This is a genomic window from Pseudomonas eutrophicaquae (assembly GCF_023544715.1).
In the GTDB taxonomy this organism is placed as follows: domain Bacteria; phylum Pseudomonadota; class Gammaproteobacteria; order Pseudomonadales; family Pseudomonadaceae; genus Geopseudomonas.
In genome coordinates, this window is sequence record NZ_JAMJEZ010000022.1 from 1 (window position 1) to 14,749 (window position 14,749).

15 protein-coding genes are annotated in these 14,749 nt (G+C 65.3%); 4 read left to right on the top strand and 11 right to left on the bottom strand.

Features of this window, described 5'->3' with window-relative positions:
* The first annotated feature begins 131 nt into the window (after positions 1-131).
* A complete protein-coding gene (locus tag MXC11_RS09770) occupies positions 132-383 on the top strand; it encodes a TIGR03643 family protein (RefSeq protein ID WP_284060469.1) in 252 nt (83 codons plus the stop codon).
* Positions 384-399: 16 nt separating this feature from the next.
* Here MXC11_RS09770 and MXC11_RS09775 read toward each other — a convergent pair whose 3' ends face one another.
* The 5 genes from MXC11_RS09775 to ectA all read right to left on the bottom strand — a co-directional run bounded on the left by MXC11_RS09775 (position 400) and on the right by ectA (position 4,913).
* Positions 400-1,107, bottom strand: a complete 708-nt coding sequence (locus MXC11_RS09775) for a pseudouridine synthase (RefSeq protein WP_250010008.1) — start codon at positions 1,105-1,107, stop codon at positions 400-402.
* 10 nt (positions 1,108-1,117) lie between these two features.
* Positions 1,118-2,548 (bottom strand): aspartate kinase, encoded by a 1,431-nt coding sequence (locus MXC11_RS09780; protein ID WP_250010016.1) that lies wholly within the window; start codon positions 2,546-2,548, stop codon positions 1,118-1,120.
* 154 nt (positions 2,549-2,702) lie between these two features.
* Positions 2,703-3,098: an ectoine synthase gene (locus MXC11_RS09785; protein ID WP_250010017.1), complete on the bottom strand. Its 396-nt coding sequence runs from the start codon at positions 3,096-3,098 to the stop codon at positions 2,703-2,705.
* A 10-nt stretch (positions 3,099-3,108) separates the two neighbouring features.
* On the bottom strand, positions 3,109-4,386 hold the full coding sequence (gene ectB / locus MXC11_RS09790; RefSeq protein WP_250010018.1) for a diaminobutyrate--2-oxoglutarate transaminase: 1,278 nt from the start codon (positions 4,384-4,386) through the stop codon (positions 3,109-3,111).
* The gene (gene ectA / locus MXC11_RS09795) at positions 4,383-4,913 is read right to left on the bottom strand and encodes a diaminobutyrate acetyltransferase (protein WP_250010019.1); all 531 of its coding nucleotides are present in this window, start codon (positions 4,911-4,913) and stop codon (positions 4,383-4,385) included. The genes ectB and ectA overlap by 4 nt, the downstream gene beginning before the upstream one ends.
* Before the next feature lie 511 nt (positions 4,914-5,424).
* Between ectA and MXC11_RS09800 the strand changes: the two genes are divergently transcribed.
* Both MXC11_RS09800 and MXC11_RS09805 read left to right on the top strand, forming a co-directional pair.
* Positions 5,425-5,772 (top strand): hypothetical protein, encoded by a 348-nt coding sequence (locus MXC11_RS09800; RefSeq protein ID WP_250010020.1) that lies wholly within the window; start codon positions 5,425-5,427, stop codon positions 5,770-5,772.
* 94 nt (positions 5,773-5,866) lie between these two features.
* A complete protein-coding gene (locus tag MXC11_RS09805; RefSeq protein WP_250010021.1) occupies positions 5,867-6,514 on the top strand; it encodes an SCO family protein in 648 nt (215 codons plus the stop codon).
* Positions 6,515-6,555: 41 nt separating this feature from the next.
* Here MXC11_RS09805 and MXC11_RS09810 read toward each other — a convergent pair whose 3' ends face one another.
* The 6 genes from MXC11_RS09810 to MXC11_RS09835 form a co-directional block, all read right to left on the bottom strand.
* On the bottom strand, positions 6,556-7,404 hold the full coding sequence (locus MXC11_RS09810; protein ID WP_250010022.1) for an ABC transporter permease subunit: 849 nt from the start codon (positions 7,402-7,404) through the stop codon (positions 6,556-6,558).
* Complete coding sequence (locus MXC11_RS09815) at positions 7,401-8,282, bottom strand: ABC transporter permease subunit (protein ID WP_250010052.1); 882 nt, start codon at positions 8,280-8,282, stop codon at positions 7,401-7,403. Before MXC11_RS09815 ends, MXC11_RS09810 begins: the two co-directional genes overlap by 4 nt.
* 17 nt (positions 8,283-8,299) lie before the next feature.
* Complete coding sequence (locus tag MXC11_RS09820) at positions 8,300-9,448, bottom strand: ABC transporter ATP-binding protein (RefSeq protein ID WP_250010023.1); 1,149 nt, start codon at positions 9,446-9,448, stop codon at positions 8,300-8,302.
* Between the two features lie 238 nt (positions 9,449-9,686).
* Positions 9,687-10,781 carry a polyamine ABC transporter substrate-binding protein gene (locus tag MXC11_RS09825; RefSeq protein ID WP_250010024.1) on the bottom strand — a complete coding sequence of 365 codons (1,095 nt, stop codon included), beginning with the start codon at positions 10,779-10,781 and terminating at the stop codon, positions 9,687-9,689.
* A gap of 161 nt (positions 10,782-10,942) precedes the next feature.
* Complete coding sequence (locus MXC11_RS09830) at positions 10,943-12,301, bottom strand: glutamine synthetase family protein (protein WP_250010025.1); 1,359 nt, start codon at positions 12,299-12,301, stop codon at positions 10,943-10,945.
* Positions 12,302-12,338: 37 nt separating this feature from the next.
* The gene (locus MXC11_RS09835; RefSeq protein ID WP_250010026.1) at positions 12,339-13,091 is read right to left on the bottom strand and encodes a gamma-glutamyl-gamma-aminobutyrate hydrolase family protein; all 753 of its coding nucleotides are present in this window, start codon (positions 13,089-13,091) and stop codon (positions 12,339-12,341) included.
* Positions 13,092-13,320: 229 nt separating this feature from the next.
* Between MXC11_RS09835 and MXC11_RS09840 the strand changes: the two genes are divergently transcribed.
* Positions 13,321-14,697 (top strand): glutamine synthetase family protein, encoded by a 1,377-nt coding sequence (locus tag MXC11_RS09840; RefSeq protein ID WP_250010027.1) that lies wholly within the window; start codon positions 13,321-13,323, stop codon positions 14,695-14,697.
* The last annotated feature ends 52 nt before the right edge of the window (positions 14,698-14,749 follow it).

The following is a 14,749-nucleotide window of genomic DNA, read 5'->3' on the forward strand; positions in this document are numbered from 1 at the left end:
CAATCCAGGCCTGAACGGATTCGATCCTACTTCCGACATCCCAAAATCGCGTATGCCGCATGATTTGGGGTATTGGGCTGCCGGATTAATACAAAGCCAACTCTCTTCATTTCAGAACCCGGTAACTTGAAATGGAACTATCCCCAGACATCGAATCACGCATCATCGAAATGGCCTGGGAAGACCGCACGCCCTTTGAGGCGATCGCGGTACAATTTGGCCTGAGCGAGCCTGAAGTCATCCAGTTCATGCGCAGCCGGCTCAAGCCGGGCAGCTTCAGGTTATGGCGTGAGCGCGTCTCGGGGCGCAAGACCAAGCACAGCCAGTTGCGCAGCCCGGAGATCACGCGCGGCTACTGCCCCACGCAGTACAAGCACCGCTAAACGGGCGCATCGCCCGTCATCCTGCCGCTCCCGCACGCATTCCCGCTACTTCCGCACCGCTCAAGGCCCGATACGCCCCCAGCGGCAGGTCGCCCAGCACCAGCGGACCGATCTGTTCGCGGTGCAGGCGCACCACGGCGTTGCGAAAGTGGCCGAACATCCGTTTGACCTGATGATAACGGCCCTCGGTCAGGGTCAGGCGCGCGCAGTGGCTGCCGAGGATTTCCAGCTGCGCCGGGCGGGTGGTGATGTTCTCGAAGGCAAAGTAGAGGCCGCGCGCAAAGGTCGCCGCGTAGTGCGCGCCGATCGGCTCGGCGGTTTCCACGTAGTAGGTCTTGGGCAGGTGGCTGTCCGGCAGGGTCAGCTGGCGTGACCACTGGCCGTCGTTGGTCAGCAGCAGCAGGCCGGTGGTGTTGCCGTCCAGGCGTCCGGCAATGTGCAGGCCGTCGCGCTCGGCCTCCGGCAGCAGGTCGAGCACGGTGCGGTGCTGCGGGTCAGTGGTGGCGCTGACGCAGCCGGCCGGCTTGTGCAGCATCAGGTAGCGCCGCACATTGCCGGCCTGCAGGGTGTCGCCATCCAGGCAGATGCGACTGAAGCCATCGACCTCGGTGAGACCCTCCGTGACGGTCTCACCATCCACCTGCACGCGCCCTTGCAGCAGCAGCCGGCGGACATCCTTACGCCCCAGATGTGGGCGCTTGGCGAGGAAGCGGTCCAGACGCATCGCCCGGCCGTCAGGCAGCCGCGATCACGCCGCTGTGGTTCTCCGGCTCGATCAGCGCGCGGTGCAGCGCAGCCACTGCCGCGTCGTAGTCCTCTTCATTGACCACGCACTGCATCTCCACCTGACGGATCGACTGGTGCAGCGCCTGGATGCTGATGCCGGCCTCCGCCAGTGCGGTGGCGGTACGCGCGAGGATGCCCTTGACCTTGAGGTTGGAGCCGATCGCCGAGACGATGGCCACGTTGTGCATGGTCACCTCGGCGGCCGGGTAGCGCTCCTCGATCAGCTTGGCGGCGCGGTTGATCAGCTTGCGCGAGCCGGACACGTAGTAGGTGATGCTGTTGGCGTCGGAGTCCTTGTTGACCACATAGAGCTTGAGCTGCTTGAGCAGGCGGCTGATCTCGATGTCGTGGTCGGGGTCGCCGAGCATTTCCTGATCGAACACCTCAAGGCCGAACACATCCTTGCGGCCGGCGATGATTTCCACGCACGGGCGCGGGTTGCAATAGCCCTGGCTGATCAGGGTGCCGTCGTGGTCGGGCTCGAAGGCGTTCTTGATCCGCAGCTCGATGCCGGCGCGGCGCAGGGTGCGCGCGGCGCGCGGGTGGATCGCTTCCATGCCGAGGTTGGAGAGCTGGTCGGCCACGTCGTAGTTGGTGCGGCCGATGATCACCACCTTGTCGACGCCGACCAGGTTCGGGTCGGCGCTGGAGAGGTGAAATTCCTTGTGGATGATCGCCTCGCGCGCGGCGGTGGCGGCGGCGATCTGCGCGAAGGTGATTTCGCTGTAGCCGCGGTCGAAGGTGTTCATCAGCCCTTCGCTGCAGTGGGCGTAGCCGGTAGCGATCACCAGTTCGCTGGACAGATCAATGCCCTCGAAGCTCTGGCGGATCATGTCCTCGAAGGGCAGCGGCGCATCCTGCTGCCAGCCGCTCAGGTCAACCAGGCGGGCATTGATGCCGCGCTGCTTGAGGGCCAGCACGCTGTTGAAGGCGCTGTGCGCCTCGCCGATGGAGGCGAGCATCTCGCGCACTTTCATCAGGTTTTCGCTGAGCTGGAAGTGGCCGTAGCTGCACAGCTTATGCAGGCTGTCCATGCAGTCGCGGGCATCATCAAGGCGCGAATTGACGAAGCGATCCGCTGCCTCCAGTTCCGGGGTGCCGACAAACAGTTCGGCGTTCTTGGCCAGCATGCGCGAGCGCACATCCTCCAGCGAGGCGCGCCAGGCTTCCTCGTTGTGGGCATCGGCAAAGCGCTGGTAGACGCCCGGCTCGCCGGTCTTCTTGTGCTCCAGCAGCAGGTTGGTCATGCCGCTGTAGGCGGAGACCACGAAGATGCGCTGGTACAGCGCCTCGCCCTGACGGGAGCCGATGAAGATGTTGTCGAGGAGCTCCTCGAAGCGGCTCATCGAGGTGCCGCCGATCTTTTCTACGGTATGCATGTTCTTCCAGGCATTCGGTCGTGGAAAGGGTCTCGCCCTGCCAGCCCAAAGGCCGGTGAGCGAAGGCGCCGGCGCGCCCTCTCAGGGGTCCGGGGCGCGAAGAATACCACGCAGCCGGCGGGCACTGCGGCCCGCGGCGGATAGACGTGTTGATTCAGTCCAGCGACTGCCCATCCAGCGGATAAACGCCGTCGGCATCGTGCACTTCGCGGCCGTTGAGCGGCGGGTTGAACACGCAAGCCATCTGCATTTCGCTGAAGCCGCGCAGCAGGTGCTCGTCATGCTGATCGAGGATATAGAGGGTGCCGGGCTTGATCGGGTAGACCTTGCCATCGGCCAGGGTCTCGATCTCGCCCTCACCGCTGATGCAGTACACCGATTCCAGGTGGTTCTGGTAGTGGATGTGCGTCTCGCTGTTCGCATAAATAGTGGTGATATGGAACGAGAAGCCCATGTTGTCATCCTTGAGCAGCATGCGCGTGCTGTCCCAGGTCTTGCTGACGATCTTGCGGCCGGACTTTGCGCACTCGGCCAGGGTACGAACGATCATGGCAGGCTCCTCAGCTGACTTGACGGGTGGCCTGCTCGGCGCAGGCGGCGGCGAAGGCGGCATCGAGGATATGCAGGGCACGGTCGATCTGCTCCTCGCGGATGATCAGCGGGCACAGGCATTTCACCACCTCGCTGTGGGCACCGCTGGTCTCGATCACTAGGCCGTTGGCGAAGGCGTGGCGGCACACCGCGGCGGCCAGCTCGCCATCCGGGCAGGCGATGCCGAGCATCATGCCGCGGCCCTTGAGCTTCAGGGAGTCCGGGCCGTGGCGGCGGATGATGCGCTGCAGGTGCTCGGCGATGCGCTGGCCCTTGCTGCGCACACTGGCGGCGAACTGGTCGTCCTGCCAGAAATGCTCCAGCGCCGCGGTGGCGGTGATGAAGGCATGGTTGTTGCCGCGGAAGGTGCCGTTGTGCTCGCCGGGCGCCCACTGGTCGAGGTTCTCGCGCAGCAGCAGCAGGGCGAACGGCAGGCCATAGCCGGACAGCGATTTGGACAGGGTGATCATGTCCGGGCGGATGCCCATCTGCTCGAAGCTGAAGAAGTGCCCGGTGCGGCCGCAGCCGGCCTGGATGTCATCGACGATCAACAGCATGTCGTGCTTGCGGCACAGCCGCTCGAGCTGGCGTATCCACTCGGCAGACGCGACATTCAGCCCGCCCTCGCCCTGGACCACTTCGACGATGGCGGCGGCCGGTTTGTCGACCCCGCTGCTCGGATCGTCCAGCAGCTTGTCGATCATCGCGATGGTATCGACCTGCTGGCCGAAGTAGTTGGCGTAGGGCATGCGGCTGACATCACCCAGCCCGGTGCCCGCCGCGCCGCGATGGTGCTGGTTGCCGGTGGCCGACAGCGCGCCCAGGGTGCAGCCGTGAAAACCGTTGGTGAAGCTCAGGATGCCGCTGCGCCCGGTGACCTTGCGCGCCAGCTTGAGCGCCGCCTCGACGGCGTTGGTACCGGTCGGGCCGGTGAACTGCATGCGGTAGCCGGGCATCTGGCGCGGCGTGAGGATCAGCCGCTGGAAGGTCTCGATGAAACGCGCCTTGGCGGCGGTGTGCATGTCCAGGCCGTGGGTCAGGCCGTCCTGCTCGATGTAGTCGAGCAGCGCCTGCTTGAGCACCGGATGGTTGTGGCCGTAATTGAGGGTGCCGGCACCGGCGAGAAAATCCAGATAGGTCTTGCCGTCGGTGGTGGTCAGTTCGACGCCGCGCGCCTTCTGGAATACCACCGGGAAGGATCGGCAGTAGCTGCGAACAGCGGACTCGTGTTTCTCGAAGAGATTCATGCGGTCTCCTGGGGTTGGCGGATGGGGAAATCGTGGAGGGGGCCGGCGCGGTACAGCACTTCATCCTCGTGCTGGCCGGCAAAGTGCTGCGCGCGCGAGAACAGCACGCGGGTCTGCACCTCGAGGCCAAGGGCGGCAAAGGCCTTGCGAAACAGCGCGCGCGAGGCGCTGTTGTCGGGGGAAATGGTGGTTTCCAGGTAGCGGATGCCGCGCTCGCGGGCCACGCGCTCGACCAGGGCGAGCAGCATGTCCAGCGCCAGGCCTTCGCCGCGCCGGGCGGGATCGACCGCAACTTGCCAGATGAACAGGGTGTCGGGACGCGGGGGCGGGCAGTAGCCGCTGATGAAGCCGACCAGATGCCCTTGGGCATCTTCGGCGGCGATGGCGGTGTCGGCAAAATCACTGCAATGCAGCAGGTTGCAGTACACCGAGTTGCGATCCAGCGGCGGGCATTGGGCCACTAGCTGATGTAGTGCGTAACCGTCGTGGTCGAGGGGGCGACGCAGCCGAACGGGGGAGTGCTTCAAAACAAAATCCTTGCGCTGTGCTTGGGGATGCCTTTTCAGGGTAGGCACAGAAAAATGACCGGCTCAACCGCCAAAGCCGCCCGCCACACCCGCAAAGGCGAGTCACAGACGCCGGATCTTCCCCCCGGAAGCCGGTGATTCTGCGCCATGCTTGGTTTTAATAAGTTATTGATTTGGTTGATTTTTTTATCTAATCAGGCCTGCCTGATCAGGCGGCTGCAGGCCCGTTGATCGGCGCTGACACATTTTTTTGCATGTTGGCGGGCAGGGGCTGGGTGAGGGGCGGGAAAAGCTGTACGGGTGTATTTGACTTGTAAAGGTGTGCGGCTAGTCTCAGTTCAAGGTTGTACAGGTTGTCTGGATATGTACAGCAATGCTGGGCCATCAAGGGCTCCGTATCGGCCGACCAGGATGTACAGGGATGTTGTAGACAACAGGGACACCGGCCATGCGGTTCGCCGCAGATCGTGATGCCACCTCTGGGAGGGGTGGTGTTACGGAGGATTCGACCATGAAACTCTGTGAAAAACGCTCACTGGCTCCTCTGCTCGCCGTCGTCTGCCTGTGCATGGTGGACGTGGTCGCCGCTCCGGAAGTGATCGGTGCCGACCAGCGCCGCCTCGTGCAGCAGCCTGATCCGGTGGTGCAACTGCGCGCCCTGGTGCGCGACTCCTTCGACACGCTGTTTGAAGAAGTCGGCAGCGCCGCCAGCACCCTGCACCGCGATGCCGGGCGGCTGCTCAACCGCCACCTGCCGGCTCCCCAGCAGGGCTTCAATGCGATGGCCACCAGCATCGACAACATGCACCGCGCCGGTGCCGAGCTGCGGCGCATCAACGCCCGCCAGCGTCAGCAATAAGGCCCGCCCACGGGCCGGCCCGTGACAGCCGGCCACAGGCCGCTAAGGCGATCTTGCAGTAGGCTATGGGCTTTTCTTGCCGAGTGGGCCGCCGATGTTTGCCAAGCACAAGACCCTGATCATTCTGCTCGTTGCCCTGCTGCTGGGCGCGGCCCTGCTGCTGTGGCGGGCGATCGACCGCAGCCTGCCCGCCGCCGAGCAGGCGGCCCTGCGCGAGGCTGGCATCGTGCTGCTGCCGCAGCCGCGCGCGCTGCCAGCGCTCACCTTGTTGGATACCGACGGCCAGCCGCGTGCTCTCGATCAGCTGCGCGGGCAGTGGACGCTGATGTTCTTCGGTTACACCTTCTGCCCGGACATCTGCCCGACCACCCTGGCCGAACTCAGCCAGCTGCGTCGCCTGTTGCCTGAGGCGCTGCACGGGCGTTATCAGGTGCTGATGGTCAGTGTCGATCCGCACCGCGACACCCCTGAGCAGCTCGGCCGCTACCTGGGCTTTTACCGGGCGGGCTATCAGGGGCTGACCGGCGAGCTGGCGGATATCCAGACGCTGGCGCGGGCGGTGAGCATTCCCTTTGTACCGGGCGACACCCGCAAGGCGCGCTATACCGTGGATCACAGCGGCAATCTGGCGCTGATCGGCCCGGACGGGCGGCAGCGCGGCTTTATCCGCGCGCCGCTCAAGGTGGCGGCGCTGGCCGAGCAGCTGCCGGTGCTGCTCGGCGCCGAGCAGGGCGCTCAGTAAAACGCTGAGTAAGGCGCCCGCCAGCGGCGGGCGCCCCATGCTCAGCTGCCCTGGGTCGCTTCGAGAATCGCCAGCTGCAGGGCGCGCTTGCGGCGCTCCTCGGCGCGGCGGGTGAAGTACCAGGCGAGGAAGGTGAACAGCGAAACCGCCAGCAGGATCAGGCTGGCTACCGCGTTGATCTCCGGCTTCACCCCCATGCGCACCGCCGAGTAGATCTCCATCGGCAGGGTGGTAGCGCCGGGGCCGGAGACAAAGCTCGCCAGCACCAGATCATCCAGCGACAGGGCGAAGGACATCATCGCTCCGGCCGCCAGCGACGGCGCGATCATCGGCACGGTGATCAGTAGAAACACCTTCCACGGCCGCGCGCCCAGATCCATCGCCGCTTCCTCGATCGACTGATCGACCTCACGCAGCCGCGCCGAGACGATCACCGACACATAGGCTGCGCAGAAGGTGGTGTGGGCGATCCAGATGGTCAAAAGACCCCGCTGCGCCGGCCAGCCGACCAGTTGGGCCATGGCCACGAACAGCAGCAGCAGCGACAGACCGGTGATCACCTCGGGCATCACCAGCGGCGCGGTGACCAGCCCGCCAAACAGCGTGCGACCCTTGAAGCGCGGGATGCGGGTCAGCACAAAGGCCGCCAGCGTACCGAGCGCGGTGGCGGCAATCGCCGTATAGAGCGCCACCTGCAGCGAGCGACCGACCGCGCTCATCAGCTGGCTGTTGTCGAGCAGCCCGGCATACCACTGCAGCGACCAGCCGCCCCACACCGTCACCAGCCGCGAGGCGTTGAACGAGTAGATCACCAGGATGACCATCGGCAGGTAGACGAACAGCAGCCCGGCCACCAGCATCAGCGACGAGAAGCTCCAGCGCCGGCTCATGGCTTGCCCTCCAGTTCCTTGGCCTGGTTCTTGTTGAACAGCACGATCGGCACGATCAGCAGCACCAGCATGATCACCGCCAGTGCCGCGGCCACCGGCCAGTCGCGGTTGTTGAAGAACTCCTGCCAGAGCACCTTGCCGATCATCAGCGTCTGCGGCCCGCCCAGAAGTTCCGGGATCACGAACTCGCCGACCGCCGGGATGAACACCAGCATGCAGCCGGCGATGATGCCGTTTTTGGACAGCGGCACGGTGATTTTCCAGAAGCTCGCAACTGGCCGTGAGCCCAGATCCGCCGCGGCTTCCAGAAGGCTTGGGTCGTGCTTGACCAGGTTGGCGTAGAGCGGCAGCACCATGAACGGCAGGTAGGCGTAGACGATGCCGATGTACACCGCGATGTCGGTGTTGAGGATCTGCAGCGGTGCCTCGATCAGCCCCAGCCCTTGCAGCACGGCATTGAGCAGGCCGTTGTTGCCGAGGATGCCCATCCACGCATAGACGCGGATCAGCAGCGCGGTCCAGGTCGGCATCATGATCAGCAGCAGATAGACCATCTGCCGCTCCCGCGGCGCGCGGGCGATGGCGTAGGCCATCGGATAGCCCAGCAGCAGGCACAGCAGCGTGCTGACTGCGGCGATCTTCAGCGAGCCGAGGTAGGCGGCCAGGTACAGCTCGTCCTCGGCGAGGAACAGGTAATTGCCGAGGTTGAGGACGAGCTGCAGCTGCTGGTCAAGATACTGCAGCACCTCGGTGTAGGGCGGAATCGCCACGGCGGCGCTGGCAAAGCTGATCTTCAGCACGATGGCAAACGGCAGCAGGAAGAACAGCAGCAGCCAGAAGAACGGCACGCCGATCACCAGCTGGCGCCCGGTGGGCAGCAGGCGTTTGAGCGCGTTCATGCTTGCAGCACCACGCCGCTGTCATCCACCCAGTGCAGGTACACCGCATCACCCCAGGTCGGGCGCTTCACATGGCGCTCGGAGTTGGCCATGAACGCCTGCACCACCAGCCCTGAGGGCAGTTCGACGTAGTACACCGAATGCCCGCCCAGGTAGGCGATATCATGCACCCGGCCACTGCTCCAGTTGTAGTCGGCGTGCTCGACCTCGGGCATCTGGCTGCTGAGCAGCAACTTTTCCGGGCGCAGCGCGTAGGTTACCTGACGTGACTCGGCGCGGGTGGAGATGCCGTGGCCGACGTAGATCGGCCGCTCCAGCTGCGCGCAGGCGATCACCGCGTGGTCGCTGCTGTCGTCGATCAGCTCGCCCTCGAACAGGTTGACGTTGCCGATGAACTCGCAGACCAGCCGGCTGGCCGGGGTCTCGTAGATGTCCATCGGGCTGCCGACCTGGGCGATCCAGCCCTGATGCATGATGGCGATGCGCGCGGCCATGGTCATCGCCTCTTCCTGATCGTGGGTGACCATCACGCAGGTCACGCCGACCCGCTCGATGATCTCCACCAGCTCCAGCTGCATCTGCGAGCGCAATTTCTTGTCCAGCGCGCCCATCGGCTCATCGAGCAGCAGCAGCTTGGGCCGCTTGGCCAGCGAGCGGGCCAGCGCCACGCGCTGACGCTGGCCGCCGGAGAGCTGGTGCGGCTTGCGCTTGGCGTACTGGGTCATGTGCACCAGCTTGAGCATCTCAGCGACCCGTGCGGCGATCTCGTCCCTGGGCAGGCCGTCCTGTTTGAGGCCGAAGGCGATGTTCTGCTCGACGCTCATGTGCGGGAACAGCGCATAGGACTGGAACATCATGTTGATCGGCCGCTCGTAGGGCGGCAGGTCGGTGATGTCCTGGCCATCGAGGAAGATCCGCCCCTCGCTCGGGCGTTCGAAGCCGGCCAGCATGCGCAGCAGGGTCGATTTGCCCGAGCCTGAGCCACCGAGCAGGGCGAAGATCTCGCCCTTGTGGATGCTCAGCGAGACATCATCGACCGCCACCGTCTCATCGAACTGCTTGCTGACCCGCTCGATGCGGACCAGAACATCCCGCTCCGGTACGCCGGACGGGGGTTTCTTGTTGGCACTGGAGGCTATCGCCATCACACACTCCCAATGTCGAAGGGTCTGCCGGAGGGCAGACAGCACACCGCCGCATGCTGGTCAGGGCGTGCGGCGGCGGGCGGTACCTGGGTCATCCCCGGGCGGGAATCGCGGGCCGGACAGGTTCGGGGGCTGTTCCGGCGGGCTGCGCATGTTGCCATTGTGCAGGGCGCCTGCGTAGGGTCGCCCGTGCAAAAAAGGCCGCCTTGGCTCAGCCCGCCATCCCTCTATCCGCGGTTCAGCGACCGGACTTGATGCGGGTCCAGCTGCGGGTCAGGGCGCGCTGCACCTGCGGGTTCAGCTCGGCAAAGGTGTAGAGCTTCTGCTGGGTCTCTGCATCCGGGTAGATGCCCGGGTTGTTGCGGATTTCCTCGGAGACCAGCGGCGTGGCCTTGGCGTTGCCGTTGGGGTAGGACACGTAGTCAGAAACCGGGGCGATCACCTCGGGGGTGAGGATGTAGTTGAGGAAAGCATGGGCCGCCTCGACGTTCTTGGCATCCGCCGGGATGGCCATCATGTCGAAGAAGGCCGCGGCGCCCTCCTTGGGAATCACGTACTCGACCTTCACGTTGCCGCCGGCTTCCTTGGCGCGCGCCTGGGCCTGGAGGATATCGCCGGACCAGCCGACCGCCAGGCAGACGTTGCCGTTGGCCAGATCAGAGATGTACTTGGAGGAGTGGAAGTAGGTGACGTGAGGGCGCACTTCCAGCAGCAGCTTCTCGGCCTTGGCGACATCGGCGGCGTTCTGCGGATTCGGCGCAAGACCCTGATAGTGCAGGGCGGCGGCGATGATCTCCTGCGGGGCGTCGAGCATGGCGACGCCGCAGGCCTTGAGCTTCTCCAGGTTTTCCGGCTTGAACACCACGTCCCAGGAGTCGATCTTGTCGACGCCGAGCGCGGCCTTGACCTTGTCCGGGTTGTAGCCAATGCCGGTGGTGCCCCACAGGTAGGGGAAGGCGTACAGGTTGCCCGGATCGCTGTTCGCCAGCGCCTTGAGCAGGTCAGGGTTGAGGTTTTCCCAGTTGGGCAGCTGGCTGCGGTCGAGCTTCTGGAACACGCCGGCCTTGATCTGCTTGCCGAGGAACTGGTTGGACGGCACCACCACGTCGTAGCCCGAGCCTCCGGAGAGCAGCTTGGCCTCGACCACCTCGTTGCTGTCGAACACGTCATAGACCGGCTTGATGCCGGTGGCCTTCTCGAAGTTCGCCAGGGTGTCCTCGGCGATGTAGTCGGACCAGTTGTAGATGTGCACCACCTTGTCCTGTGCCTGGGCAAGGCCGACCAGGCTGGTGGTCAGGGCGGTGGCGAGAAGGGTCTTGGCGAACATGGACATGCGTCTCTCCTGATCGATTGCGGGTCATTGCAGCGGCGCGCCAGCGAACCGCACACCCTCCGGTGGCCTGGCCATCGCACCGGCGCAGTCTGGCAAGGTGCACGCCGTCACTCAACAGGCAGGTGCGCGGTCAGGCGCTAAAAGCCCGGCCCGCGCCCGGCTCAGACGCTGGTGAGCAGAAATTCCCGCTCCCAGGAGCTGATCACCCGCTTGAAGTTCTCGTGCTCGACGCGCTTGACCGCCACATAGCCGCGGCAGAAGCGCTGGCCCAGATAGTGGATCAGGCTCTGCGACTGCTCCATGGCTTCCAGCGCGGCCTCCAGGGTCAGCGGCAGGCGCTGGCTACGCCGCTGGTAGGCGCGCCCGCGCACCTGCGGTCCGGGCTGCAGGCCCTCGACCATGCCGATGTAGCCGCACAGCAGGCTGGCAGCGATCGCCAGATAGGGGTTGGCATCGGCGCCGGGCAGGCGGTTCTCCACCCGCCGGCTCTGCGCTGGCGCCTCGGGGACGCGCAGCCCGACCGTGCGGTTCTCCTCGCCCCACTCGACGTTGACCGGCGCGGAGGTGCCGGGCAGGAAGCGGCGGAACGAGTTGACGTTGGGTGCAAACAGCGGCAGCGCCTCGGGGATCAGCCGCTGCAGGCCGCCGATGTGCTGCAGGAACAGCGTGCTCATGCTGCCGTCCGGGTTGGAAAACACGTTCAACCCGCTCTCAAGATCGATCACGCTCTGGTGCAGGTGCATGGCGCTGCCCGGCTCGCCGGTCATCGGCTTGGCCATGAAGGTGGCGGTGACGCCATGCTTGAACGCCGCCTCGCGCAGGGTGCGCTTGAAGACGAAGATCTGGTCCGCCAGATGCAGGGCATCGCCGTGGCGGAAGTTGATCTCCATCTGCGCGGTGCCCTCTTCGTGGATCAGGGTGTCCAGATCCAGGCCCTGGGCCTCGCACCAGTCGTACATGTCCTCGAACAGCGGGTCGAATTCGTTGGCGGCATCGATGGAGAACGACTGGCGACCGGTCTCCTGCCGGCCCGAGCGACCCACCGGCGGCTGCAGCGGGTAGTCGGGGTCGGGGCAGCGCTGGGTCAGGTAGAACTCCATTTCCGGGGCGACGATCGGCTTCCAGCCGCGCTCGGCGTACAGCGCCAGCACATGCTTGAGCACGTTGCGCGGCGACAGGTCAGCGGGCTTGCCGGCCTTGTCGAAGCTGTCGTGGATCACCATCGCCGTCGGCTCGCTGGCCCAGGGCACCAGAAACACCGCCTGCTCATCCGGGCGGCAGAAGATGTCGATGTCGGCAGGGTCGAGCAGCGCGTCGTAGAGTGCGTCCTCGATGTAGTCGCCGGTGACGCTCTGCAGCAGCACGCTTTCCGGCAGGCGCATGCCGCCTTCGTTGAGGAATTTGCTGGTCGGGGCGATCTTGCCGCGGGCGATGCCATTGAGGTCCGGCAGCAGGCACTCGACCTCGGTGATCCGGTGTTCGCGCAGCCAGTCGCTCAGCTGCTCCATGGTCTTGGACATAACTACCTCATCAGGGGGCTGCGCGGCTGGCGAGGGGTCAGCGCTGGGCGGCACGCTCGCGGCAGGCGTCACCGAAGGCGCGCAGCAGGGTCTGGTAGTGGGCGTGTTCGAGCACCTTCCATTCCGGATGGAACTGCACGCCCACGGTGAAACGCTGCGCCTGCGGCAGCGAGAAGGCCTCGATCAGCCCGTCAGGGGCCAGCGCCTCGACCCGCAGGCCCGGCGCCAGACGCTCCACGCCCTGGCCGTGTACCGAGTTGACCTCAAAGCGTGCCGGCAGGCCCAGGGCCTCGAACAGCCCGCCGGGCTGAACATCGATGGCATGGCGCAGCCCGTACTGGATATCCAGCGGGTCTTCATCACGAGCACGATGGTCCATGAAGGTTCCCGTTTCATGAACTTTCTGGTACAGGCTGCCGCCCAGCGCCACGTTCATCTCCTGAAACCCGCGGCAGATGCCCAGCAGCGGCACGCCGGCGGCCACCGCGGCGCGGATCAGTGCGAGGGTCATGTGATCGCGCGGGGTGTCGTGGTGGGTGCCCGGTTCGCTGTCGGCGCCCTGGTAGTGCTGGGGGTGTACGTTGGAGGGGGAACCGGTGAGCAGCAGGCCATCCAGATGCCCGAGCAGCTCGTCGATGCCGATCAGCTCGGGCAGCGCGGGGATCACCAGTGGCAGGCCATCCGCCGCCAGCGCCACCGCCCGCAGGTACTTGTCACCGGCGATGTGGAAGGGGTGCAGACCGAGCTGCCGGGTGCAGGCGGAAACACCGATCAGGGGCTGGCGGGACATGGCAGGACACTCCGGAACAGGCGTGGTAGGGGGCTTGCATTCCAGAGTAGTCGGCTTGCCGAACGGCGACAATCGCGGCCGTTTTGCCGAGTGCAGCCGCCCGGCCGGGGCCGCTTCGGCCTACACGCCTTGCAATGCTTGGCCGTGTTGACAAGCTCCGGGCTTTTCGTTTGACTCGGGTCAAAGTGCCAACGTCCTGAAATGCCTGACAAAAAGAAGGAACGCGATCATGTCGGCCCCTCTCTGTGCTGCCCGGCTCGATGAAGCGACCCGGTTTCTTGAAGAGCACCCTGAGGTGCATTTCATTGATCTGTTGATCGCCGACATGAACGGCGTGGTGCGCGGCAAGCGCATCGACCGCAGCATGCTGCTCAAGGTCTTCGAGAAGGGCATCAACCTGCCGGCCTCGCTGTTCGCCCTCGATATCCAGGGCTCGACCGTCGAAAGTTCGGGGCTGGGTCTTGCGCTCGGGGACGGTGACCGGGTGTGCTTCCCGATTCCCGGCACCCTGAGCATGGAGCCCTGGCAGCGCCGGCCCACTGCGCAGCTGCTGATGACCATGCATGAGCTGGACGGCACGCCGTTCTTCGCTGACCCGCGCGAGGTGCTGCGCCGGGTGGCGCAGCGCTTTACCGACATGGGCCTGACCGTGTGCGCGGCTTTTGAACTGGAGTTCTACCTGATCGACCAGGAGAACGTGAACGGCCGCCCGCAGCCGCCGCGCTCGCCGATCTCCGGCAAGCGCCCGCAGGCGGTGCAGGTCTACTCCATCGACGACCTGGACGAGTACGCCGACTGCCTGCGCGACATCCTCGACGGCGCGCACATCCAGGGCATCCCGGCCGATGCCATCGTCAAGGAGAGCGCCCCGGCGCAGTTCGAGGTCAACCTCAACCACGTGGCCGATCCGCTCAAGGCCTGTGACTACGCGGTGCTGCTCAAGCGCCTGATCAAGAACACTGCTTACGATCACGAGATGGACAGCACCTTCATGGCCAAGCCCTACCCGGGCCAGGCGGGGAACGGTCTGCATGTGCATGTTTCGCTGCTCGATGGCGAGGGCCGCAACATCTTTGCCGCCGATGATCCGCTGCAAAGCGACAACCTGCGCCAGGCCATTGCCGGTGTGCTGGATACCCTGCCGATGGCGATGGGTTTTCTGTGCCCCAACGTCAACTCCTACCGGCGCTTTGGCTCGCAGTTCTACGTGCCCAACGCGCCATCCTGGGGGCTGGACAACCGCACCGTGGCGCTGCGCGTGCCGACCGGCAACCCGGACGCGCTGCGCATCGAGCAGCGGGTCGCCGGTGCCGATGCCAACCCCTATCTGCTGATGGCCGCGCTGCTGGCCGGAGTGCATCACGGGCTGACTCAGCGTCTGGAGCCGGGCGCGCCGATCGAGGGCAACTCCTACGAGCAGCTCGAGCAGAGCCTGCCCAACAACCTGCGTGATGCTCTGCGCGCACTGGACGACAGTGCGGTGCTGGAGCAGTACATCGGTGCCGACTACATCGATGTCTTTGTGGCCTGCAAGGAACACGAGCTGGAGGAGTTCGAGCACTCGATCTCCGACCTTGAGTACAACTGGTACCTGCACACCGTGTAAGCCTTGCCGCCGGGCCGCGGACGGTGCCCGGCCCGGCGGCGATTTGACCACC

Excerpts from the sequence above, each read along its gene's own strand:
- MXC11_RS09800 (WP_250010020.1), top strand. The coding sequence starts at position 5,425 with ATGAAACTCTGTGAAAAACGCTCACTGGCTCCTCTGCTCGCCGTCGTC.
- MXC11_RS09830 (WP_250010025.1), bottom strand. The coding sequence starts at position 12,301 with ATGTCCAAGACCATGGAGCAGCTGAGCGACTGGCTGCGCGAACACCGG.
- MXC11_RS09770 (WP_284060469.1), top strand. The coding sequence starts at position 132 with ATGGAACTATCCCCAGACATCGAATCACGCATCATCGAAATGGCCTGG.
- MXC11_RS09805 (WP_250010021.1), top strand. The coding sequence starts at position 5,867 with ATGTTTGCCAAGCACAAGACCCTGATCATTCTGCTCGTTGCCCTGCTG.
- MXC11_RS09780 (WP_250010016.1), bottom strand. The coding sequence starts at position 2,548 with ATGCATACCGTAGAAAAGATCGGCGGCACCTCGATGAGCCGCTTCGAG.
- MXC11_RS09820 (WP_250010023.1), bottom strand. The coding sequence starts at position 9,448 with ATGGCGATAGCCTCCAGTGCCAACAAGAAACCCCCGTCCGGCGTACCG.
- MXC11_RS09775 (WP_250010008.1), bottom strand. The coding sequence starts at position 1,107 with ATGCGTCTGGACCGCTTCCTCGCCAAGCGCCCACATCTGGGGCGTAAG.
- MXC11_RS09835 (WP_250010026.1), bottom strand. The coding sequence starts at position 13,091 with ATGTCCCGCCAGCCCCTGATCGGTGTTTCCGCCTGCACCCGGCAGCTC.
- MXC11_RS09825 (WP_250010024.1), bottom strand. The coding sequence starts at position 10,781 with ATGTCCATGTTCGCCAAGACCCTTCTCGCCACCGCCCTGACCACCAGC.
- ectB (WP_250010018.1), bottom strand. The coding sequence starts at position 4,386 with ATGAATCTCTTCGAGAAACACGAGTCCGCTGTTCGCAGCTACTGCCGA.
- MXC11_RS09785 (WP_250010017.1), bottom strand. The coding sequence starts at position 3,098 with ATGATCGTTCGTACCCTGGCCGAGTGCGCAAAGTCCGGCCGCAAGATC.
- MXC11_RS09840 (WP_250010027.1), top strand. The coding sequence starts at position 13,321 with ATGTCGGCCCCTCTCTGTGCTGCCCGGCTCGATGAAGCGACCCGGTTT.
- MXC11_RS09810 (WP_250010022.1), bottom strand. The coding sequence starts at position 7,404 with ATGAGCCGGCGCTGGAGCTTCTCGTCGCTGATGCTGGTGGCCGGGCTG.